We start from the raw sequence: 21,524 nt of genomic DNA, 5'->3' as shown, positions 1-21,524 counted from the left end.
CAACGCCAACCATCAGCATCCTGCAAATGGGTATTCGGCACGCCGAGGTTTTCATTATGATGGACTTATCTAGACATCCGACCAGATACCCCACCCGCTACCAACAAATCGCCGCGCAGCTTGAACAAGAGCTGCGTACCCAATACCGCTGCGGTGACTATCTGCCTTCCGAACAACAGCTGGCAGAGCGTTATCAGGTTAATCGCCATACCCTGCGCCGTGCGGTCGACCAATTGGTGGAGCGCGGCTGGCTGCAACGTCGACACGGCATCGGCATTCTGGTGCTGATGCGCCCCTATGACTATCCGCTGCATGCCAATACCCGCTTTAGCCAGAACCTGTGCGAGCAGGGAAGTCACCCCACCAGTGAGCGCTTACTCGCAGTATTACGCCCGTGTAATGGACATGTGGCCAGTGCACTGTCGCGTGAAGAAGGCGAAACGGTGATCCACCTGCGCACCCTGCGCCGGGTCAACGGCGTGCCGATGAGCCTGATCGACCATTATCTGCCCGATCTGGACTGGTGGCCGGCGCTGCAGCAGTTCCACAGCGGCTCATTACATGAATTTATCGAACTCAACATCCACCAGCCGCTGACCCGCAAGCAGACGCGCATCAGCGCACGCCGCGCGCAGGCCAAAGAGAGTCGGTTGCTGGAAATAGCTACCCACGCGCCGCTGCTGTGCGTGCGCACCCTCAACGTCTGCAGCGGCAGTGACAGCGTGGCGGAATACTCCGTCAGCCTGGCGCGCGCCGACATGATTGAACTGACCATGGAGCACTGAATGCAAGCCTTACAGCCGAGACAACGCTGGATGTCGGTACTGGCGCACAGCCAGCCGGACCAGTTGCGCAGCCACTGGCAGGCGCTGAACCTCAGCCCGCGCTACCAAACCATTCGCGCGCCGGAGATTGGCCTGGCGCAGTTACAGGGCCGTATGGGCGCCACCGGCCGCCGCTTTGTGCTGGGCGACATGACCGTTACCCGCGCGGTGGTGCAGCTGGAAAACGGCGGTTACGGCTACAGCTATATTGCCGGACGTGACAAGGCCCATGCCGAACTCTGTGCGCTGGCGGATGCCCTGTTGCAGCTGCCGGAGCAGGCCGAATTGCTGCAACAGCAACTGATTGAGCCACTGGCGGCCTTGCAACATGAACAACGCCAGCTTCGCGCTCGGGCGGTAGCCTCCAGCCGGGTGGACTTCTTTACGCTGGTGCGAGGGGATTAACCAATGAGCCTACTGACAGGTTTTGCACAACCGATTGAACAATCGCAACAGGCTTTCCGCCTGATCCTTAAAGCATTAAGTGAACCGGGCCATATCGTCACACTGTCGACAAGCCCGGCCTGGGGCGCGCTGAACGCCGCCAGCACCGCCGCACTGTTGACCCTGGCAGACCAGGAAACGCCGATTCAACTGTCTCTGGCGTTAGAATGTGAGCAAGTGCTAACAAACATTCGCTTCCACAGCGGTGCACCGCTGGCCAATAACAGCGAAGAAGTGTGCTTTGCCCTGTTCGATACGCAATTGCAGGCCGCTGATTTGCAGGCCTTACCGCACGGCAGCGAGATCTCCCCCGAGTTCAGCGCCACGGTAGTTGTCCAGCTCGACAGTCTGGAACAGGGCACTGCGCTGCGCCTGACCGGTCCCGGCATTGAACAGCAACGGGTTATCTCGCCGTCATTGCCGCAAGCCTTACTGGATTACCTGATTAACCGTCCACAGCGTTTCCCGCTGGGGCTGGATTTCCTGCTGACCTGCGGTGAGCGCCTGCTGGCGCTGCCACGGACCACCCATGTGGAGGTGTGCTGATGTACGTTGCCGTTAAAGGGGGCGAAAAAGCCATTGAGGCAGCCCATCAGTTACAGGAACAACTGCGGCGTGGCGACGACAGCGTACCGGCGCTCGGTACCCAGCAGATTGAACAGCAATTGGGGTTGGCGGTAGATCGGGTAATGACCGAAGGGGGTATTTACGATCCTCAGTTGGCGGCGCTGGCCATTAAGCAGGCGAGCGGCGATCTGGTCGAAGCCATTTTCCTGCTGCGCGCCTACCGCACCACTCTGCCAAGGCTAGCGGTCAGTGAACCATTGGCGACCGAAAATATGCGGCTGGAACGCCGTATCTCGGCGGTTTACAAGGACTTGCCCGGTGGGCAGGTGCTGGGGCCGACCTACGATTACACCCACCGGCTGCTGGACTTTGCCCTGCTGGCCGAAGGCGAAGCGCCACGCGCGCCACAGGCCGACGAACCGCTGCCGGAAAACTGTGCCCATGTGTTCGACTTACTCAGTCAGCAGCAGCTGGCGCTGGCGGAACAGGATGACGGCAGCGCGCCAGATGACATCACCCGCAATCCGCCGGTTTACCCTTGTTCCCGTTCGGCACGCTTGCAACAGTTGGTGCGCGGTGACGAAGGTTTCCTGCTGGCACTGAGCTACTCCACTCAGCGTGGTTACGGCCGTACCCACCCGTTCGCCGGTGAGATACGTACTGGCTATGTTTCGGCGGAGATAGTACCTGAAGAGCTGGGTTTCGCGGTAGATATCGGCGAGATCCTGCTGACCGAGTGTGAAATGGTCAACGGCTTTATTGACCCGGTCGACCAACCACCGCATTTCACCCGCGGCTATGGCCTGGTGTTTGGTCGTGCCGAACGCAAGGCGATGGCGATGGCGCTGGTGGATCGCGCCCTGCAAAGCCCCGAGTACAACGAAGGCATCGCCAGCCCGGCGCAGGATGAAGAGTTCGTGCTGGCCCACGCCGATAATGTTGAAGCCGCCGGCTTTGTTTCCCACCTTAAATTGCCGCACTACGTCGATTTCCAGGCCGAGCTGGAATTGCTCAAACGCCTGCGGCAGGAATTCAGCGAACGTCAGGAGGCCCGCGATGAGTGAAGTATTAACCGGTTATAACCTGGGCTATCTAGACGAACAGACCAAACGCATGATCCGCCGCGCAATTTTGAAGGCGGTGGCAATCCCTGGCTATCAGGTGCCGTTCGGCGGGCGTGAGATGCCCATGCCCTACGGCTGGGGCACTGGCGGCATTCAGTTGACTGCCAGCGTGATTGGCCGCGCCGACGTGCTGAAGGTGATCGACCAGGGAGCCGATGACACCACCAATGCGGTTTCCATCCGTCGCTTCTTCCAGCGCGTTGCCGGCGTCGCCACCACCGAGCGCACGCCGGAAGCTACGCTGATCCAGACCCGGCACCGCATCCCGGAAACCGCGCTGCGTGAAGACCAGATCCTGATTTATCAGGTGCCGATCCCGGAGCCGCTGCGCTTTATCGAACCGCGCGAAACCGAGACCCGTAAAATGCACGCGCTGGAAGAATACGGCGTGATGCAGGTGAAACTGTATGAAGACATCGCGCGCTACGGCCATATCGCCACCACCTACGCCTATCCGGTGAAGGTCAATGACCGCTACGTGATGGATCCGTCGCCGATCCCGAAATTCGATAACCCGAAAATGCACATGATGCCGGCACTGCAGCTGTTTGGGGCCGGGCGCGAGAAGCGCATCTATGCCCTGCCGCCGTTCACTAAGGTGGAGAGCCTGGACTTCGACGATCATCCTTTCACCGTGCAGCAGTGGGACGAGCCTTGTGCCCTGTGTGGTTCACGCCACAGCTATCTCGATGAAGTGGTGCTCGACGATCAGGGCAACCGCATGTTCGTCTGTTCCGACACCGATTACTGCCAGCAACAGCTGGCGCAACCTTCGCAAGAGGCGCAGCACTGATGGCTTCCACCCCTCTGAGCACCACGCCGCTGCTGTCGGTGACTAACCTCACCCATCTGTACGCACCGGGCAAGGGCTTTAGCGATGTCTCTTTTGATATCTATCCCGGCGAAGTGCTGGGCATCGTTGGCGAATCCGGTTCCGGTAAAACTACCCTGCTGAAGTCGATTTCCGCCCGGCTGGTGCCGCAACAAGGGCAGATCCTTTACCGCCCGCAGGCCGGGCAACAGCACGACCTGTACGCGATGGCGGAAAGCGATCGCCGCCGCCTGCTGCGTACCGACTGGGGCGTGGTGCATCAGCATCCTCTCGACGGGCTACGCCCCAAGGTTTCTGCCGGTGGCAACATCGGTGAACGCCTGATGGCTATCGGCCAGCGTCACTACGGCGACATTCGCCGTCAGGCCGGCCAATGGCTGGAAGACGTCGAGATCCCGGTATCGCGCCTGGATGACCTGCCGACCACCTTCTCCGGTGGCATGCAACAGCGGTTGCAGATTGCCCGCAATCTGGTGACCCACCCAAAATTGGTGTTTATGGACGAGCCCACCGGCGGGCTGGACGTTTCGGTACAGGCACGTCTGCTCGATCTGCTGCGCACGCTGGTGGTGGAAATGCAGTTGGCGGCGGTGATCGTCACCCACGATCTTGGCGTGGCGCGCCTACTGGCGCACCGGCTGCTGGTGATGAAACAGGGCGAGGTGGTGGAAAGCGGCCTGACCGACCGGGTGCTGGACGATCCGCACCATCCTTATACCCAACTGCTGGTTTCTTCGGTGCTGTCGTAACGCAAGGTAATGACAAATGACTATTCAAATCCGGGTTGAACACCTCAGCAAAACCTTTGTGCTCCACCAGCAGCACGGCACGCAACTGCCGGTACTGCACGATGCCAATATGACGGTCAGCAGCGGCGAATGTGTGGTGCTGCACGGGCATTCCGGCAGCGGGAAATCCACGCTGCTGCGCTCACTGTATGCCAATTATCTGCCTGACAGCGGCCATATCTGGATTAATCACCAGGGTGAATGGCTGGATATGGTGCAGGCCGAAGCACGCCAGATCCTGGCGGTCCGCCGCCACACCCTCGGCTGGGTCAGCCAGTTTCTGCGGGTGATCCCGCGTATCAGCGCGCTGGACGTCGTGATGCAGCCGCTGCTGGAACAGGGCGTCAACCGCGCCGAATGCCGCGAACGCGCCGAGACGCTGCTCAACCAGCTCAACGTACCGCAACGCCTGTGGCAACTGGCCCCTTCCACCTTCTCCGGTGGTGAACAACAGCGGGTGAACATCGCGCGCGGCTTTATCGTCGATTACCCGATCCTGTTGCTGGACGAACCCACCGCCTCCCTCGACAGCCGTAACAGTGCGGCCGTGGTCGCGCTGATCGAACAGGCCAAACAACGTGGCGCGGCGATCGTCGGCATTTTCCATGATGAAGGCGTCCGTCAGCAGGTCGCCGACCGGTTATATGACATGCAGGTGCCACAGGCGCTGGAGATCCTCTGATGATCATCAATAACGTGAAACTGGTGCTGGAAGATCAAACGGTCGAAGGATCGCTGGAAATCAGCGACGGCATGATCCGCAGCTTTGCCGATACGCCCAGCCAGTTGCCGCAGGCATTGAACGGTGAAGGCGGCTGGCTGCTGCCGGGCTTGATTGAACTGCACACCGACAATCTGGACAAGTTTTTCACCCCGCGCCCGAACGTCGACTGGCCGGCGCATTCGGCCATGAGCAGCCATGATGCGCTGATGGTAGCCAACGGCATCACCACCGTGCTGGACGCGGTGGCCATTGGCGACGTTCGCGACGGCGGCCACCGGCTGGAAAACCTGCAAAAAATGATCGACGCGGTGATCCACAGCCAGCGCGCCGGGGTCAACCGCGCCGAACACCGGTTGCACCTGCGCTGCGAACTGCCCAACGAGAGCACCCTGTCGCTGTTCGAACAGTTGATGGACAAGCCTGGGGTGTCTTTGGTGTCGCTGATGGATCATTCGCCGGGCCAGCGCCAGTTCGCCTCGCGTGAAAAATACCGTGAGTATTATCAGGGCAAATATCACCTCAACGACCAGCAGATGAGCGAGTATGAAGAGCACCAGGTTGCGCTTTCTGCCCGCTGGGCTACGCCGAATCGCGAAGCCATTGCCGCCCATTGCCGGGCGCGTAAAATTTCGCTCGCCAGCCACGACGATGCTACCGCCGCCCACGTCAGCGAGTCCTGCGCGCTGGGTAGCGTGATTGCAGAGTTCCCCACTACCGAAGACGCCGCCCTGGCTTCGCACCAACAAGGATTGCAGGTGCTGATGGGCGCGCCGAACATCGTGCGTGGCGGCTCACATTCCGGCAACGTAGCAGCGCACCACCTGGCGGCGTTGGGCGTGCTGGATATCCTGTCCTCCGACTATTACCCGGCCAGCCTGTTGGATGCGGCGTTTCGCATTGCGGCCGACGAACGCAACGATTACAACCTGCCGCAGGCAGTGCAGATGATCACCCGCAACCCGGCCAGGGCGCTGAATTTGCAGGATCGCGGCACCATCGCCGAAGGCATGCGGGCAGATCTGGTGTTGGTACGACCGCACGGCGAGCACGTTTACGTGCACAACGTGTGGCGCCAGGGCAAGCAGGTATTCTGATGGCGCAGCTTATCTATCTGATGGGGCCGTCCGGCTCAGGCAAGGACAGTCTGTTGGCCGCACTGCGCGCCGATGTGGATAGCGCCCCGCTGGTGGCGCACCGCTATATCACCCGGCCGGCAGACGCCGGCTGCGAGAACCATATTGCGCTTAGCGAACCGGAGTTCCTGCGCCGCCGCGCCAAAGGGTTATTTGCCCTCGACTGGCAGGCGCATCAGCACCATTACGCCTTTGGCATCGAGGTCGATCTGTGGTTACTGCAGGGGATCGACGTGGTGGTCAACGGATCCCGTGCTCATCTGGCACAGGCACAGCAACGCTACGGTACGCAGCTGCTGCCGGTGTGCCTGCAGGTCAGCAGCGATATTCTGCGCCAACGCCTGCAAAATCGCGGGCGTGAAAACGCCGATCAGATAGCGCAGCGGCTGGCGCGGGCAGCGGAATATCAGCAACAGCTGCCCGCCATTTGCTGCCGACTGGATAACGACGGCAACCTTGAAGACACTTTGGCAGCGCTGTTGGCGCTGCTGCCCGCTTCAGCCAAACAACCACAGGATGCCCTGCCATGAGTGATTTGGCGCAGCCGAGAATCGGCGGCAACGTGACGCTTAACCGCAGCCGCCTCGGCCAGTATGTTCATCTGGCCGACGATGCGATCCTCGAAGAAGTCGAAATGGGCGACTATTCCTACACCGCCGGACATAACCAGATTTTTTACGCCACCATCGGCAAATTCGTGTCGATCGCCTCTTACGCACGCATTAATCCCGGCAACCACCCCACCTATCAGCGCATCGCCCAGCACCATTTCACCTATCGCGCTTCAGAGTACGATCTGGGGGAAGATGATGAAGCCTTCTTCGACTGGCGGCGCGAACACCACGTGAGCATCGGCCACGACGTGTGGATCGGCCATAACGCCATCGTGATGCCCGGCGTCAACATCGGCAACGGCGCAGTGATCGGCAGCGCGGCGGTGGTAACCAAGGATGTGGCCCCTTATGAGATTGTCGCCGGCGTGGCGGCCAAAAAGATCGGCATGCGTTTTGACGACGCACTGATCGAACGTATTGAACGCAGCCAGTGGTGGCACTGGGATCATCAGACATTACAGGAACGATTGGCGGATTTCCGCGATATCAACGCCTTTGCGGAGAAGTATCTTTAAGGCCCTTATTAATCTTACCCAATGAATTTCGCGTTGCAGCTAGGCGGCAAATGCGTGAATCCTCAGGAGCTTACTCAAGTAAGCGACTGAGGTGCGCGTATGCAGCCAACAACGCTGCGGTGTGAAAGGCGAAGGGTAAAGGAGCAACTCATGCAATTGACGTTTCTCGGCACCGGCGGTGCCCAGCAGACTCCGGTGTTCGGCTGTGATTGTCTGGTCTGTCAGCGGGCGCGGCGCGAGCCGGCATTCCGGCGCAGGCCTTGCAGCGCAATGCTTAAATTTCAGGGGGAAACGACCTTGCTGGATGCGGGATTACCGTCGTTGGAACGGCGCTTTTCGGCGGGGGAAATTCAACGTTTTTTACTGACACATTACCACATGGATCACGTCCAGGGGTTATTTCCTTTGCGCTGGGGCTGCGGAAATTTTATTCCGGTGTATGGCCCGGCCGATGAACAGGGCTGTGACGACTTGTTCAAACACCCGGGTATTCTGGCGTTTCAGCCGCCGTTAAAACCCTTTGAAACGGTTGAACTGGGCGGGCTGTGCATCACCCCGCTGCCGCTGCAACATTCGAAACTCACTCTGGGTTATCTGATCCAGGCCGCAGGGAAATCGCTGGCCTATCTGACCGATACCGTCGGTTTACCGCCGGATACCGAGGCTTTTCTGCGCGCAGTAACCCTGGATTTAATGGTGCTCGACTGCAGTTTGCCACCCCAGCCGCAAGCACCGCGTAATCATAACGATCTGACCCGCGCACGGGAAATCCAACAACGCTTGCAACCCGACCGCACACTGCTGACGCACATCAGTCATCATCTCGATCTGTGGCTGATGGACAACGAACTGCCGCCGGGTCTGGAGATGGCGTTCGATAATCTCAGCGTGCACTGTGGTAACAATGCAGTCGATCGGATTCCAGCACCTTAACGCCGTTACCGGGGCTGAACGCCTGCTCCAACAGGGTCTGCGCCACATCTTTGGCGGCGACACCCCGCCATTTTCCGGGCAGCATCTTGAACAAGGGGGCGCTCAGGCGTTCCAGCAAACGTGGTGAAGCGCGTTCGCCCAGCAGCATCGATGGCCGCACCAGTGTCAGACGTGGCCAGTTCTGCTCACGCAGAGCCTGTTCCATTTCACCCTTGGTCCGGTTGTAAAGGAAGGTCGAGCGCGTGCTGGCCCCCAGCGCACTGACCACCAGACAGTGCTGCGCCCCCAGACGCCGACCGGTCAACGCACTTTCCACTACCAGGGTGTAATCGACGTAGTGAAAATTGGCGTCGCTGCCCGCCTCACGCCGCGTGGTCCCCAGACAACAGAACACCATATCGACCGGTTGCTCCTGCTTTGTCAGTAGCGCAAACAGGTCATCACCCACCGGGTTCTCCAACTTTTCATGCGCCGGCAGCGGCTTACGCGTCGGTGCCACGATCGCCGTGACCTGCGGATTGGCCTGCAGCATGCCCAACAGCTCGCGCCCCACCAACCCGGTAGCCCCTACCATGAATACCCGTGCCATATACCCTCCCGCCGAATGCTCTCTATGAAAAGTATATACCCGTCATCTTTCAAGTTGCAGCGTTGTTACCTGCACTCAGTTATGTGGCCCGTCTATGGGCCACACCCCTAACGGGGCCGCTGCGAGCAGCGTTCAAATCTGCTCCCGGCAGATTTGTCACCCCAGTGACTTACTCGAGTAAGCGCCTGGGGATGAGCGAGCTGGCCGCCTAGCTGCAACTTGAAAGCTATAGGCTAGAGTTTATTGCGTCAGGTCCGCGTCCAATGCAGTTTCTTGCCGAAGCCGAGGGTGTTATCGGTCATCTTCACTTCTTGCAGGCTCAGTTGCCAAACCGGCGCTTTCATCACTTTGGCTACCGGGAAACGCTTGCAGTAGCGTGCCCGTGCAAGTTGCTCTTCATCACCGCTCAGCATCACCGCTTCGGCGCGATACTGCACGCCGCGGATCAACGCGATGGTCTTCGGTTTTGGCGCTATGGTACCGACCACCCGGCTATTTTGCAGCATCAACTCGCCGTGGCGGGTATGGGTTTCGGTCATTAGCCACAGCGACATGCGTTCGGTATCAAAGACGTAAAAACAGTTGGCACACCACATGTCCATGCCGTTGCCAGCGCACAGTGTCAGCACATGTTGTTTGCTGAGGAAATGCGCAATTTGTTGCTGCTCTTCAGTCGTGTTCAACGTCGATTCTCCTTGCCTTTGCTCGCGTCATCTTACCTGCGTTGTTGAGGACGGTCACAAATAACGATAATGCCACCACCTCACCAGTATGATTAATCAATCAAATTGGACTGACCCCACGGCAGTGAACTTAGCGGCTTTTTGTCCCTTGCCTTGTTCGATTTTCTAAGCTGCCTGTACGGCAGTGAACGGGAGGATTCCGATTACTTGTGACTGTAACTTTTTCTAAGCTGCCTGTACGGCAGTGAACCTCTACTCGCAAGAGTACGTATCCGCCCTGCTTTTCTAAGCTGCCTGTACGGCAGTGAACCAACATAGCCGGCCGGTCTATCGCGCCTGGGTGTTTCTAAGCTGCCTGTACGGCAGTGAACGTGCCAATGGCGGGACGGCGTTCGGGTCGCCATTTCTAAGCTGCCTGTACGGCAGTGAACTAAGAGTCCACACTCGCAGTGCTGGGCGTGATTTTCTAAGCTGCCTGTACGGCAGTGAACCAGCATGCCGCGCATTAGTGGCGCTGCATCTCTTTCTAAGCTGCCTGTACGGCAGTGAACTTGCATCGGCTGTACCTGCATGCCCATGCTTTTTTCTAAGCTGCCTGTACGGCAGTGAACTTTGCCAGTAACCACTGCGCCAAATTTGCAATTTTCTAAGCTGCCTGTACGGCAGTGAACACTGGCGGGATTTGTTTCGAGCGGAATTTATGTTTCTAAGCTGCCTGTACGGCAGTGAACGTTGTGACCGATGAGCGCAAGCCCTTCCCGCTTTTCTAAGCTGCCTGTACGGCAGTGAACTGCTGCCGTCGCTGCCCTGGCGGCGGGGGTATTTTCTAAGCTGCCTGTACGGCAGTGAACCCAACCGCGGCAAACATCGTTGCGATGCCATATTTCTAAGCTGCCTGTACGGCAGTGAACGACGCATTACAGCGCGGCATCAAGGTTATTCATTTCTAAGCTGCCTGTACGGCAGTGAACCGGATCAGCCACTGGAAAAAGCCAGGTGGATTTTTCTAAGCTGCCTGTACGGCAGTGAACTCACCCGTCAGGACTGAGCAGGCAGAAGGTGATTTCTAAGCTGCCTGTACGGCAGTGAACTTTTAAACATATTAAAGGAATCATAGTTTATATTTCTAAGCTGCCTGTACGGCAGTGAACCATAAACCCTACTTTCAATATAGTTAAAGATGTTTCTAAGCTGCCTGTACGGCAGTGAACCGCGAAATATCAACTTCCTGCGCCTGCTTGGTGTTTCTAAGCTGCCTGTACGGCAGTGAACGGCGGTCTCCTCGTTGTACTGCAGACGGAATTTTTCTAAGCTGCCTGTACGGCAGTGAACGCGTTGCTGGTGTAGTCAGTTTGCCCTGTGATTTTCTAAGCTGCCTGTACGGCAGTGAACTCGCGGTTGTTGCTCATCCACAGTTCAAGATTTTTCTAAGCTGCCTGTACGGCAGTGAACCTACACCGCAGAATGCGCTATTTATCGTTGTCTTTCTAAGCTGCCTGTACGGCAGTGAACAAACACACCCTGTATTTCCACCACCTCAGGATTTTCTAAGCTGCCTGTACGGCAGTGAACAAACCAAAACCACTAACTATGGCGAGGTTGTTTTTCTAAGCTGCCTGTACGGCAGTGAACCGTAAAATCCGTACCGGGGATCAGGGCCAGGTTTTCTAAGCTGCCTGTACGGCAGTGAACTATCCAGATGGGAATATTTCTGGCTCTATGTGTTTCTAAGCTGCCTGTACGGCAGTGAACTGTACATAAACCTCATTAACAAACTGATTATTAAAGAAAATAGTGGTTTCTTGATAGTTTTACCCTAATTTTTTGACGTGAGGCAGAGATAATGAAATCAATCAGTTATCTCTGCCTGAAAAAAGAGGGTCAGAACCACGGTATAGTGGCGGAGGGGCTTAAACCGTAAAAACTGAACCTTCCTTCCACCGGCGTTTCCCTCAGTTCTCCCTGCTTTACAAACAGACGAAAACTTTGCCCTGTCGAGAGGCTTTTCAACGCAATAAACGCAAGTGAAGAGCGTTGTTCATTAGCCCGCGGGATCTTTTCTTTGGCCTGTTCCTCTGTTAACCAACCTTTGCTGACCGCCCTTCTGCGTAGTCGTTCTACGCTACTCTTGACCTGAACTCTGCTGACCGTTCGATATTGAGCACCAGCCGGCACGGCCTGGATGGCACCGACGCCGGTATAGTCGCGTAATCCTTTCAGCCAGCCGCTTTTCTGAAGCTCATTCAGCGCCTCATGACCACCGTGTAACCGCAACACCGCACCCGGCGTGCGTTGCATATCTGGAAAACTGACGCCGATTTTGCCCTGACCATCGGCAGCCAACGCCCGGTGAAGCTTGGCGAATAGAGCCGCCATTAACATAGGTTCGCTGAATTCAGGATCGGGTAATACGCAAATATCCTGATAATGATCCATGCCAGTCCCCTTATTCACCCTTCTCGCCAAACACGCCACCACGGATTAAAATCGCCATCACATAGTGCTGTTGCGCCACATCGGGGACCTTGCCTTTAGTGACCCAATTATCCAGTAAGGTGTAGAAATCCATTTTCTGTTTTGGCTGACGATAGGCTTGTCCACGACTGGTAACTGAACCATAAGGTTCCACTGCGATCGGCCCCAACCCCAACGTTTCAGCTTCGGGGTACCAGCTATCAATGGTGCGCAATGCATTACCAATTTTCTGTGAGTGCATGGCGGCAATACCCTCTACCTGATATAACACTTTGCTTTTCTTGCTGTTACTGTCCAAAACCAATTCTTGAGAAGGGAAAACTTCCTGCCCTTTACCCAGTCGGACTTCAGCATCAACGCTGAAGAATGAGAAACTTTCTCCAGACAAGCCCTGTTCAATTTCCTTGGCCAATTCAGCCAGTGCCTTATCCGGTTGGCTAAATTCACGTAAATTGTAATCGGTAGCGTTAAAATGCCAGGTTTTCTCTTTGCCCTTAACGGTAATAGCAATTTCGTCAACACCAACGCGGTTACGCCACAAAAAGCGCCCGTTCGCCAGATTTTCGGCATAGCGTCCTGCCAGTTCTTTAAACCCGTGTTCCTTGATATATCCCTGAATCACACTCGCTAATTCAGCCTGGTAATCCTGATCGTTACAGACCGATGGCTGAACCAAATTACCCAACACCCGCAGGGTAAAACTCACTTTCAAGGTATCGGCGTCAAACGGTAAAGCTGCGACATCCACCCGCTGCAAATTAGGCTTTTGGATTTCAGCATCCAATTTGGCGGGGTCGCTAGCGATAGCATTTTTTAAACGGTTAGAAATGGTGCCACGCACGGCTTTTTCCTGAATAACAATCGGTGTCCATTCAGATTGTTGCCAATTACCGGCGTACATAATGGCGTCAGAGTTTGCTAATTTACGCTCAAATGCCAATACAGAAGCGGTCTTTACAGTAGCCATATTCATTAATCCTTTAAATTATTCTTCATCGTTAAATTCGTAAGTTTCAATCGCGGCAGGTACGGCACTGCGACATAGGTAGTCATCGTCTTGATGGTGGTATTGCCATAACAACTGATTCAGATCGGTAATACGGTGCAGACTCCGCCACTCGCCAATACCGTAAACCGGCTCGGCAAAACGGAAGGATGTTGAAGGATCGCGCGTTTTTGCCACCTCACCCGGTGCGTAGAGCGAAGAGATCCCTCGATAGCCGGTTTGCATCGGGACCAAATAACCGGAAGCCGGTTTCGGCACATAATGCCATTGAGGCTCTTGTTCACTAACCGGTTGATATTTCACAGCGGCAAAATCCAGCCAGGCATCCAACAGCGTGGCCTGCGGATTGCACTCCCGCAGCCTTTGATAATGGTCGGCCAGCAGTTCGCTGCGATCAAGCAAGGCAAAACCAGGCAGCAAACGACGCATCAGCCTGCGCAAGTCCGCTGGCTTTTCAGGGGTGCCCATAACTTTGATCGCATTGATATCGGTAATCACACCACCGGCCAAACGCTGAGTTGGGCACAAATCGGCGAGGTGCGCTTCCAGAGCTCTGGCACCCTCATCGCCATTAGCGATGGCTCCATGACACTCGATCAGCAAGGATACCGTCATATGCATCCGGCCTTCTTCATTGAACGCCGCCGTTTTAGCCTCTTTAGTCAAGGGATTACGTGTTAACGCAAAAGCATAATCACGCCCGGAGGAATGAGCGTGGAGCTGATACTGATGACAAATGACGCCACAGCCCGTCAGGGTCAAACCGTGGTTCTGCTGCAACTTGCGGGATAACGCATGGGTATAGCCAAGGAAATGGGTGATTGCCGGGAAACCATAGGTCAGCCCGGCGATGGCATTGGCGTTCTCAACCCGAATATGGCGCAGTACGATTAAAGCTCCCATGCGAAGCCCCCCTTAAACTCTGCTTCAAATTCACGCAGGCGACGTTTAAACAAGGGGGCTGTCGACCATTCGCGCCGTTCAATTTCACTGAATTTCATCTCTTCGCTTTTTAGCTGGTGATTGAGCCAAACACCGAAATCCAGAGCGACCTCTTTTTTCCACCCACCGCCTTCGCGTTCAAAGCGAAAGCCTTCATCCTCATTAGTCCGCCAGGGATCGAGCCACAACTGTTGCGCGCGGGAAAGTTGGCACGCTTCACGCTGGCTCCAGCATTGCCAGTCTTCCCGGTTTTGAATACCAGCCACATAACTGAACAGAATATCAATAACCGCATCGACGTAAGCGCCACGCTGCTGACGGATCTCTGCATTATTCTCTGAAGACTTGTTCACATCGCGCAGATACTGTTTTAGCTGCCACACTGCATCCCTCGCCAACGCGGAGAACGCTTTACGTTCCTGAAAAATAGAGTTTTGGTTTAACGGCAGCTTGCTGACGGTTAACCATTCCGGCGCAGAACACGGCAGTAACCAGACACGACCGCCACGCACGCTGTTAAGGTAGGAAATATTCTGTGGCTTGGTCCCCCCCATATTTAACACCGCGGTTTTGGGGTAAATCACCCGCGGCACCGGATACCACTCAGTGGCCTTAAAGGCCTGGTAGCACTCTTTGGCTGTATCACTGAAACGCGCATCGCTGATGCGCTGGTGCATCGCCTGCGCCAACGACGAGGAGAATAACGGGCTCAGCAGGTGATACTCATCTGGCCCTACAGGGAAATAGAGCTGTTTAGCCAAGGTATGGGAGGAGAGGTTTTTATTCGCTAATACCTGTTTGAAACCCGCAACCCACAATTCCAGTTGCTGCGGGCTTTCGGCAAACGCCGCTAACGGGGTGCTATCGCCACGGCTCAAACACGCAATCAGCGATTCGCCTTCATATTCCAGTTGCAGTAGCTTCGCTACATCCAGCGCTGCGGCATTGCCTACGGCATCGATAGCCGGTTGGGATAAGCTCGCGCTCGAAAGCCGATCTGTAGTGAGTGATGCGCTATCCGCAGCAAAAATACTGCTGCCTTTGGCGTCGCTGTGGGTAAATTTTAGTGCGTGAGTGACAAGGCTGATTTGCCCTGCACGGTTGGCGGCGTCGGTCAGCCAATGGCGTGGAGTATAATTTTTCTCTAATTCTTGCCGCTGTTCCAAAGCGCTTTGCCTGGCAACCGCGATCTCTTCAGCTTCAGTCAGCCCGGCAAGCTTTTTCGCAAGATCCTTTTCCAGCGCTTCCAGCTTGGGCTGTTTGCGGCTGGCGATATATTCGACGATCAACTCGCTAAATCCGTTGTTACTCATACGCCTCCTTATTACAACGTTATTCCGTCCTACTCAAGTGCGCCAAACACCCCTAGCAGCGAGTGGAAACGCCATTGATCGGCCTTCTCTTTCCTCAGATTGATTTCACCAAATTTCTGGCTAACCTCTGCCAGCTCCATATCCAGCCTCTCGGCCAGTTGTTGATAGAGACCGGAGTAGTCTGCGGCGAGCCAGGCACTTACGCCTTCAGCGAAGGTCACTTCAACCTGACGAATGTTATCGCTGGCTTTCCATTGGCCAGGAACGATATCCGGGAATTTAAAGCACGGCGAATCCCCTTCGTCCGCTATCCACAGGTAGTGTGGTTCCTCCTCGGTGGACTGGCGAAAGGGTGTCAAACGCTGTTGCTCACCGCACCAGGTTGCCTGTTGGCGCCACCAAAGCGCGGCATAGTATTTATCAAGCTGCTTTCGCCCCTGTAAAACCGTTCTCAGGCAGAAATGTTCCAGATCGACCAGATTATCGTGCGGCTTGAGTACCGATGCCTCCTGAACCCGAGGGATCGCACTAATCACTTTATATTGTTCAGGGCGTAATATTTCCGCCAAATCATGCTTTAGTAACTGGAGCTGATAGGTCGCCGATTCAAACCCCGGCCGACAATACGCCGGTTGGTTTCCTTTCAGTGCCTTAACGTTTTTTTGCAAAATATGCAGGTTCGGATACTCGCAAGGTTGCTGCCGGTGGCGTTGGATACGTCCTGCCAATTGGATCAACGAGCGCATTGAGCTCGGTTCGGCAATAGCCCAATCGTAATCATGATCGCGCCCGACCTCGGCAACAGAGGTAGCCAGCACCACAAACAGATGATGCTGCTGCGGATACTTCGCCAAAGCACGATCAATTTCCGCCATTTGCCAAAGTGCAGCTTCGGAATAACGCGTCAAGGTTTCATCCAACCGCTGTTCTATATACGAACGCATCGCCAACGGGTGCTGGCTGTGGTAGACGCAATAATGGATGCGGGTATTCTCGGGCGCCGCTGTATTTAATAATCGCTGTGCTACTGCTACTAGCGGATTGATGTTAGCCATACGGATCAAACCCAATGAGACAGTTTTACCCGTTGAATGCTTTTGATGATGGCGTGAATGCAATTGTTGCATCGACGCGAATAGCGTTTCCGTGACCCCATCCAATACCGCGCTTTCACGCAGGCTTGTCGGTTGAACGGCTACCAACTGCGCACGACGTAGTACCGGCACACTTTGCAATTTTGCCACTCGCTTGCCGACAAAGGCTTCATGCGCCGCTATAAAACCTTTTGCCTCCTGAATATCATGCTGTACGGCATCATGCTCATCAAACCAGGCGCAGCAAATATTTAACGGCATACCGGGCAGGCCACATCCCTGTTGATAATCTGCTCGCCCAGATTTATAAGCATTGAACAGTGTCTGAACCAACCCAGGCGGTAAGGTTGCAGAAGAAAGCAAGACGCGGGAACCTAACATACCTGCCCAATTGACCACACGGCATAGCGCAGGGAGATCGGCAATATCAAAATCGTCTGGCTCATCCAGCACTAAATCAGCGGTCAACAAACGCAGCATCGGCGCTATTTGCTTACCGCCGCGCACGCCTTCCGTCGCGCCGATCAGGTGATCAATGGTGGTCACCAATACCGGTGCACTCAGTAATTTATGCAATTTGTCGCTATCTTGCAGCCAACGGCTTAAACGCCCATCGTCCAGGCTGCCACCGTAACTGACATAATGATGCTCCGCGAACAACTCATCTGCCGAAGCGCTGCCAGTACCACGCCGCTCCAATTTATCATTATTGAGGTGATGTAATTGTCGTACCGCCGCAGAACCTACCAACACCGCCAGATCGTCATCTTCCAGAGTGAGTTTGGCCTTAAGCGCATCGCCAGTTTGTAGCGTTAAGGTCCGTAACCCTAATGCAACAGAAAAGCGGCACCCCGCCTTCTCATCGGCTAAACCATACATAATGCGCGCGTTGGCAAAGGTTTTTCCGCAACCGGTGGAAGCCATATTAACGCCAAAGAAACCCTGCTTAAACGAACGTTCACGCACCGCATACGTGAGATCGTAAGCTTTGTCCTGCCAACGAAACTTTTCGGTTTTACTGCGCTGTTTAAACCCTTTATGGCGCGTAATGGCCGGTAACGTTGCTCTGAGATGCGACAGGCTACGCCCCAGTAACAGTGCATTTTGCCCCACGCCGATATTGTGCTCGTCCAGTTGTTGCTTCAATTCACCGGTTTTGCGTTCGGTATTGGCATAGGCTTGATACCCGGTATCTTGCCAACCCGTCGTTGGTGGTAACGATGAGTAGTGATGGTCCGCCAGCATCAACACCAGACGTGCCATATGACTGGTGAAGCGTTGTTCCAATATGCCAAAATCCATCAACGAGGACTGCAGCAACGCTCGTTTAGCAAATTTATGCGCTTTTTCCCGCCAGATATTACTGCGCATCGGGGTGCCATGAGGGAAAAACCACACAGCATGGCGTTCATCGGGTGTCCAGCCTTCAATCTGGTGATTGGTCGAGTTCCACTCTGCGGTGAGTTGCTGCGTTAACCAACTGTCTATCGTCTTCAATGAGGGCGGCATCCCTTCAACGCGCGTTGGATAAGCCGGTAAACGGTGGTGGGAAACAATCAGCCAGGCAATCGTGGTTGCCAGCGGAGGTAGTGATATGAAAGGATTTATAAATTCATCGATAGCATCTTTTATCAGCCTTTCCAGCATCAACTTTTCATCACGCTCCTCGATCATTGCCAGGGCAGTAAGCCACTCTTGATCGCTTCGGTTACCTACCCAAGCACAAAATAGCCGTAATGATACCCACTCATGGCGATAGGGCTGGAAGCTTTTGCCAGCACCACGCAAACCATTCTGAAATAACTGGTTAGCCTTGCCGAAATCATGGAATAAACCCGCAATTGCGGCCAGTAAACTGATGCTCTCCAAATTGTGCCATTGGTTTTCACTGTGGCTTTTCAAAATATCACGTTCGGTCGTATTAGTGGGGACTGCGCCTTCGGGATTAAAACGACGTTGATTACCGACAATCCAGAGTAATTCTGTTTGATTAGCCCCTTTAATCCAGTGGCAAGCCACCGCCGTATTGCGCCGTGCGCTTTTTCGCAACAGTTTACGCAGGGTATTCAAACCTTCGAAGGTGATGGCGGTTTGCCAAGTGCGTTCGCCCTTGCGCTCAGCAAATTGATCTAATATCCGACGAGTTTCCGTTAAGGCACGTTTATTACACTGAGCAACCAAAAGTATATTCACCGCCCCACCTGACTTAACTGCTGGGCAGTCGTTTGCAGTGCCTCAATCATGACATCCAGAGCATCTGCCTTTTGAAAACCATTGATACAGCGCTGACGGAACTCTTGTTCCTCTTCCCCCTGCATCGCGGCAATAAACGCCTGCGGTAATACTAACGCGTCTTTGATCAGATCTGCGGTGTCAAATACCAAGCCACCGCGGCGCGTTTTGCCATGCAGCACTGCTAGCCCATGCGGCAACCCGATGACCCAGGTTGCCACAGCCGCCAATCCATAGGCCAGATAATTGCCATGGTCCAGAAAACGGTTTGCTATATCTACGCCTCCGCCACGCTTGGCACGGGTAAAATCACCGTATCCCACCGCTGTGGCAGCCAGTTTATACAATGCCTTGGTCATCACTGCTTCTTGCGTGAGTAAATCGGTACTATTACGGCAGGCTGTCAGATTATTTTCATATTTATCTAATAAGGCCAGCAAACGGCTTTCGTCTATGGCAAAACCGGTTTGCCGCTCCATTCTGATGTTTAACCAGTGTCTTTTTATCTGCTCAATGCGTACACGTTGAAAAGCTATCGCCGCGGCTAAGCGCTGGTTATCGTCAAACCAGAAACTTACCCAATGTTGCAAATACTCTGTTGGTCGATATTCGCTTTGTGAACATAACCAGGAAACGGCAACTTCCACTTCATTGCCCGCATATAAAGGTGTGCCGGCACCGCCGCAGAAGCCAACCAATACCCCCGCCTTGGCAAATTCGCGCATTGCTGCTTGTGTGATTGAAGTCCCCGTCCCGAGCATGACAACAGAGGTATTGGCAATGGGGATATTCCAATAAAGGGACTGTTTCCCCTCATCGGTGACATACTCAACTCGCCCGCCATTGACTAGAACACGACAATATTGCAGGTAATAGATATTGGCTCTTTTGGAATGCAAGATTGTTTTTAAGTCGGACGGTGAGAATGAGTCATTCATGTCTTGAATTATCCATAATTTAAATGATTATAAATTGTTCAATAGAGCAAATACATCACCGACTAACTGAACAATTTACGTTCTTATCATACAAAAAATAGAAAAACCGTTACCAACCGACAAAATATCATTTTTGATGGGAATTATTCTGCCTGTAACCCTGGTTATTAGTTGGTTCAGCGCTGATTTTCAGGAGCGATATTCCGGCAACCTGCCCGGTAAGAAACAGGGACAGCGAAATACCGGACAGGGCAAATGGGGACAGAAACGGCACCACAGGCGCCGTTTCTTGATTTCAGAGCCAGGCAGGTCACCGGGAACCTGCCCTGCCCTGCCCATCAAATAAACAAATCAGCAGGGACGTTAAAACGTGTCGCCAGCATCTTAATATGTTGAACAGTCAACGCACGGCGACCGTTGAGAATGTTGCTGACATTACTTTTAGACCCCAGCTCATCTTCCAGATCGGCAGCTTTTAAACCATGCTGATCCATCAGTGTACGCAACGCAGCGACACCGGTAGGGATCTTTGCCAAGCGGCGGTTAAACGCCTCAAATTCCGGGGCACTGTTTTCATATTCTGCAATTTTGGCCGCAAGCGGTTCAAAAAGCGGGTTGCTCAACTCCCCGCGATCGACAAGATATTCAATCAGCTCAAGGGCTTTTTTATATTCAGCCTCGCTTTTATTACCCGTCATCAAAGGAATGCATTTCACCGCGTTGGCAAATGTCGCGATCATGCCTTCGGCACTGGCGGCGTCAATATGAGTTGCAACAGTCATTCTTTATGCTCCCTATAATACTTGGTTAACTTGTCGTATTCGGCATGAGTCGCAATGTGTTTAACAAAAACCTTTTGCTTTTCAAAGTCAATGAAGGCAATAAGCCGCAACGTGTTACCGGATACATCGATGATCCACCACTTTTTGCGGTACTTGAAGTTATCCAGTGAAGGGATCGCTCTTTTCATCTCATCCGGGCTGTTGAAGATCTTTTTTTCCAGAACCCTCATCAGATCCAGAAGCGCTAACGCGCTATTAGGGTATTTCCCGGCAGCCTCATTAAATGGCTGTCTGCTGATCACATGCACCGCGGATCCCTCGCCCCTGTTTTCATCTTGAAAACATTGTAGCCTCTGACGGAATTGTTTTCAATTTGAAAACAGATGTTTGCCGCACGGGCACGATTTCCCTCTTTCCCCTCACACCCTGCATAGCCGTTTGTTTGGTATCAATAACGCATGGAATATCCGTCCACTGACTGCACCCTAGAGTTTCTAAGCTGCCTGTACGGCAGTGAACTCTGTTGCTGGTGGCTCTAATTGTCGCAGGCATTTCTAAGCTGCCTGTACGGCAGTGAACACTGCGCCTTGCGTCGCCACACCACTCTAGCCTTTCTAAGCTGCCTGTACGGCAGTGAACTCACGCCTTTCAATTGTTAGATAATCCACAATTTTCTAAGCTGCCTGTACGGCAGTGAACGGATTGATGATTTTGCGGATGATTCTGTTGTTTTTCTAAGCTGCCTGTACGGCAGTGAACTGAGGTGTGAAGGTAAATTAATCTATAATACGTTTCTAAGCTGCCTGTACGGCAGTGAACAGACTAGGTACAACGCAGGTGATCGTAGTTGATTTCTAAGCTGCCTGTACGGCAGTGAACTAACTTTCATAGCGTCACACTCTGGTTCTGTGTTTCTAAGCTGCCTGTACGGCAGTGAACCCATCAGCCCAATAATCCTCGACGATATTGTTT

At 54.3% G+C, this 21,524-nt stretch carries 21 protein-coding genes and 2 CRISPR repeat arrays (1 of these 23 only partly in view); of the genes, 11 read left to right on the top strand and 10 right to left on the bottom strand.

Features of this window, described 5'->3' with window-relative positions; genetic code table 11:
• Positions 1–59 precede the first annotated feature (59 nt).
• The 11 genes from phnF to phnP all read left to right on the top strand — a co-directional run bounded on the left by phnF (position 60) and on the right by phnP (position 8,498).
• Positions 60–785, top strand: coding sequence for a phosphonate metabolism transcriptional regulator PhnF (gene phnF, locus ACUTQ5_RS10510; protein WP_445651466.1), 726 nt, complete (start codon positions 60–62; stop codon positions 783–785).
• A complete protein-coding gene (gene phnG, locus ACUTQ5_RS10505) occupies positions 786–1,229 on the top strand; it encodes a phosphonate C-P lyase system protein PhnG (protein ID WP_012004979.1) in 444 nt (147 codons plus the stop codon).
• A gap of 3 nt (positions 1,230–1,232) precedes the next feature.
• On the top strand, positions 1,233–1,814 hold the full coding sequence (phnH, locus tag ACUTQ5_RS10500) for a phosphonate C-P lyase system protein PhnH (RefSeq protein WP_445651198.1): 582 nt from the start codon (positions 1,233–1,235) through the stop codon (positions 1,812–1,814).
• Positions 1,814–2,899, top strand: coding sequence for a carbon-phosphorus lyase complex subunit PhnI (locus ACUTQ5_RS10495; protein ID WP_261152822.1), 1,086 nt, complete (start codon positions 1,814–1,816; stop codon positions 2,897–2,899). The genes phnH and ACUTQ5_RS10495 overlap by 1 nt, the downstream gene beginning before the upstream one ends.
• Positions 2,892–3,752 carry an alpha-D-ribose 1-methylphosphonate 5-phosphate C-P-lyase PhnJ gene (locus ACUTQ5_RS10490; RefSeq protein ID WP_174354078.1) on the top strand — a complete coding sequence of 287 codons (861 nt, stop codon included), beginning with the start codon at positions 2,892–2,894 and terminating at the stop codon, positions 3,750–3,752. The genes ACUTQ5_RS10495 and ACUTQ5_RS10490 overlap by 8 nt, the downstream gene beginning before the upstream one ends.
• Entirely contained in the window at positions 3,752–4,540 is a 789-nt protein-coding gene (gene phnK / locus ACUTQ5_RS10485; RefSeq protein WP_445651197.1) for a phosphonate C-P lyase system protein PhnK, read from the top strand. The genes ACUTQ5_RS10490 and phnK overlap by 1 nt, the downstream gene beginning before the upstream one ends.
• Before the next feature lie 16 nt (positions 4,541–4,556).
• Positions 4,557–5,261, top strand: coding sequence for a phosphonate C-P lyase system protein PhnL (gene phnL / locus ACUTQ5_RS10480; protein WP_445651196.1), 705 nt, complete (start codon positions 4,557–4,559; stop codon positions 5,259–5,261).
• A complete protein-coding gene (gene phnM, locus ACUTQ5_RS10475) occupies positions 5,261–6,397 on the top strand; it encodes an alpha-D-ribose 1-methylphosphonate 5-triphosphate diphosphatase (RefSeq protein ID WP_445651195.1) in 1,137 nt (378 codons plus the stop codon). Before phnL ends, phnM begins: the two co-directional genes overlap by 1 nt.
• On the top strand, positions 6,397–6,966 hold the full coding sequence (gene phnN, locus ACUTQ5_RS10470) for a ribose 1,5-bisphosphokinase (RefSeq protein WP_445651194.1): 570 nt from the start codon (positions 6,397–6,399) through the stop codon (positions 6,964–6,966). The genes phnM and phnN overlap by 1 nt, the downstream gene beginning before the upstream one ends.
• Positions 6,963–7,565 carry a DapH/DapD/GlmU-related protein gene (locus tag ACUTQ5_RS10465; protein ID WP_445651193.1) on the top strand — a complete coding sequence of 201 codons (603 nt, stop codon included), beginning with the start codon at positions 6,963–6,965 and terminating at the stop codon, positions 7,563–7,565. The genes phnN and ACUTQ5_RS10465 overlap by 4 nt, the downstream gene beginning before the upstream one ends.
• A gap of 150 nt (positions 7,566–7,715) precedes the next feature.
• A complete protein-coding gene (gene phnP, locus ACUTQ5_RS10460) occupies positions 7,716–8,498 on the top strand; it encodes a phosphonate metabolism protein PhnP (RefSeq protein ID WP_445651192.1) in 783 nt (260 codons plus the stop codon).
• On the opposite strand, the gene ACUTQ5_RS10455 is transcribed toward phnP, so the two are convergent.
• The 10 genes from ACUTQ5_RS10455 to ACUTQ5_RS10410 form a co-directional block, all read right to left on the bottom strand.
• Positions 8,449–9,087: an NAD(P)H-binding protein gene (locus tag ACUTQ5_RS10455; protein WP_445651191.1), complete on the bottom strand. Its 639-nt coding sequence runs from the start codon at positions 9,085–9,087 to the stop codon at positions 8,449–8,451. The two genes, phnP and ACUTQ5_RS10455, sit on opposite strands and share 50 nt — an antisense overlap.
• A 248-nt stretch (positions 9,088–9,335) precedes the next feature.
• The gene (locus ACUTQ5_RS10450) at positions 9,336–9,770 is read right to left on the bottom strand and encodes a YhbP family protein (RefSeq protein WP_445651190.1); all 435 of its coding nucleotides are present in this window, start codon (positions 9,768–9,770) and stop codon (positions 9,336–9,338) included.
• Between the two features lie 162 nt (positions 9,771–9,932).
• Positions 9,933–11,522: a CRISPR direct-repeat array (repeat unit 28 nt; unit sequence TTTCTAAGCTGCCTGTACGGCAGTGAAC).
• Positions 11,523–11,651: 129 nt separating this feature from the next.
• Positions 11,652–12,206 carry a type I-F CRISPR-associated endoribonuclease Cas6/Csy4 gene (gene cas6f, locus ACUTQ5_RS10445; RefSeq protein ID WP_445651189.1) on the bottom strand — a complete coding sequence of 185 codons (555 nt, stop codon included), beginning with the start codon at positions 12,204–12,206 and terminating at the stop codon, positions 11,652–11,654.
• A 10-nt stretch (positions 12,207–12,216) separates the two neighbouring features.
• The gene (gene csy3, locus ACUTQ5_RS10440) at positions 12,217–13,218 is read right to left on the bottom strand and encodes a type I-F CRISPR-associated protein Csy3 (RefSeq protein ID WP_445651188.1); all 1,002 of its coding nucleotides are present in this window, start codon (positions 13,216–13,218) and stop codon (positions 12,217–12,219) included.
• A gap of 12 nt (positions 13,219–13,230) precedes the next feature.
• A complete protein-coding gene (gene csy2 / locus ACUTQ5_RS10435; protein WP_445651187.1) occupies positions 13,231–14,154 on the bottom strand; it encodes a type I-F CRISPR-associated protein Csy2 in 924 nt (307 codons plus the stop codon).
• Positions 14,142–15,506, bottom strand: a complete 1,365-nt coding sequence (gene csy1 / locus ACUTQ5_RS10430) for a type I-F CRISPR-associated protein Csy1 (RefSeq protein ID WP_445651186.1) — start codon at positions 15,504–15,506, stop codon at positions 14,142–14,144. The genes csy2 and csy1 overlap by 13 nt, the downstream gene beginning before the upstream one ends.
• 29 nt (positions 15,507–15,535) lie before the next feature.
• Positions 15,536–18,793, bottom strand: coding sequence for a type I-F CRISPR-associated helicase Cas3f (gene cas3f / locus ACUTQ5_RS10425; RefSeq protein WP_445651185.1), 3,258 nt, complete (start codon positions 18,791–18,793; stop codon positions 15,536–15,538).
• Entirely contained in the window at positions 18,790–19,770 is a 981-nt protein-coding gene (cas1f, locus tag ACUTQ5_RS10420) for a type I-F CRISPR-associated endonuclease Cas1f (protein WP_445651184.1), read from the bottom strand. Before cas1f ends, cas3f begins: the two co-directional genes overlap by 4 nt.
• Positions 19,771–20,108: 338 nt before the next feature.
• Positions 20,109–20,552 (bottom strand): helix-turn-helix domain-containing protein, encoded by a 444-nt coding sequence (locus ACUTQ5_RS10415; RefSeq protein ID WP_445651183.1) that lies wholly within the window; start codon positions 20,550–20,552, stop codon positions 20,109–20,111.
• Positions 20,549–20,860: a type II toxin-antitoxin system HigB family toxin gene (locus ACUTQ5_RS10410; RefSeq protein ID WP_445651182.1), complete on the bottom strand. Its 312-nt coding sequence runs from the start codon at positions 20,858–20,860 to the stop codon at positions 20,549–20,551. The genes ACUTQ5_RS10415 and ACUTQ5_RS10410 overlap by 4 nt, the downstream gene beginning before the upstream one ends.
• 183 nt (positions 20,861–21,043) lie before the next feature.
• A CRISPR array of direct repeats spans positions 21,044–21,524; the repeat unit is 28 nt; unit sequence TTTCTAAGCTGCCTGTACGGCAGTGAAC (it continues 627 nt past the right edge of the window).

The organism is Serratia sp. NA_112.1 (assembly GCF_052691715.1).
The sequence above is the reverse complement of the archived record's forward strand: the minus strand, read 5'-3'. Positions and strand labels throughout refer to the sequence as shown.

What these genes read in the sequence shown, in the direction of transcription:
- phnM (WP_445651195.1), top strand. Translation starts at nt 5,261, where the DNA reads ATGATCATCAATAACGTGAAACTGGTGCTGGAAGATCAAACGGTCGAA.
- ACUTQ5_RS10465 (WP_445651193.1), top strand. Translation starts at nt 6,963, where the DNA reads ATGAGTGATTTGGCGCAGCCGAGAATCGGCGGCAACGTGACGCTTAAC.
- ACUTQ5_RS10415 (WP_445651183.1), bottom strand. Translation starts at nt 20,552, where the DNA reads ATGACTGTTGCAACTCATATTGACGCCGCCAGTGCCGAAGGCATGATC.
- phnH (WP_445651198.1), top strand. Translation starts at nt 1,233, where the DNA reads ATGAGCCTACTGACAGGTTTTGCACAACCGATTGAACAATCGCAACAG.
- cas1f (WP_445651184.1), bottom strand. Translation starts at nt 19,770, where the DNA reads ATGAATGACTCATTCTCACCGTCCGACTTAAAAACAATCTTGCATTCC.
- ACUTQ5_RS10455 (WP_445651191.1), bottom strand. Translation starts at nt 9,087, where the DNA reads ATGGCACGGGTATTCATGGTAGGGGCTACCGGGTTGGTGGGGCGCGAG.
- ACUTQ5_RS10490 (WP_174354078.1), top strand. Translation starts at nt 2,892, where the DNA reads ATGAGTGAAGTATTAACCGGTTATAACCTGGGCTATCTAGACGAACAG.
- csy2 (WP_445651187.1), bottom strand. Translation starts at nt 14,154, where the DNA reads ATGGGAGCTTTAATCGTACTGCGCCATATTCGGGTTGAGAACGCCAAT.
- cas6f (WP_445651189.1), bottom strand. Translation starts at nt 12,206, where the DNA reads ATGGATCATTATCAGGATATTTGCGTATTACCCGATCCTGAATTCAGC.
- phnN (WP_445651194.1), top strand. Translation starts at nt 6,397, where the DNA reads ATGGCGCAGCTTATCTATCTGATGGGGCCGTCCGGCTCAGGCAAGGAC.
- phnG (WP_012004979.1), top strand. Translation starts at nt 786, where the DNA reads ATGCAAGCCTTACAGCCGAGACAACGCTGGATGTCGGTACTGGCGCAC.
- phnL (WP_445651196.1), top strand. Translation starts at nt 4,557, where the DNA reads ATGACTATTCAAATCCGGGTTGAACACCTCAGCAAAACCTTTGTGCTC.
- phnF (WP_445651466.1), top strand. Translation starts at nt 60, where the DNA reads ATGGACTTATCTAGACATCCGACCAGATACCCCACCCGCTACCAACAA.
- phnP (WP_445651192.1), top strand. Translation starts at nt 7,716, where the DNA reads ATGCAATTGACGTTTCTCGGCACCGGCGGTGCCCAGCAGACTCCGGTG.
- ACUTQ5_RS10495 (WP_261152822.1), top strand. Translation starts at nt 1,814, where the DNA reads ATGTACGTTGCCGTTAAAGGGGGCGAAAAAGCCATTGAGGCAGCCCAT.
- csy3 (WP_445651188.1), bottom strand. Translation starts at nt 13,218, where the DNA reads ATGAATATGGCTACTGTAAAGACCGCTTCTGTATTGGCATTTGAGCGT.
- csy1 (WP_445651186.1), bottom strand. Translation starts at nt 15,506, where the DNA reads ATGAGTAACAACGGATTTAGCGAGTTGATCGTCGAATATATCGCCAGC.
- phnK (WP_445651197.1), top strand. Translation starts at nt 3,752, where the DNA reads ATGGCTTCCACCCCTCTGAGCACCACGCCGCTGCTGTCGGTGACTAAC.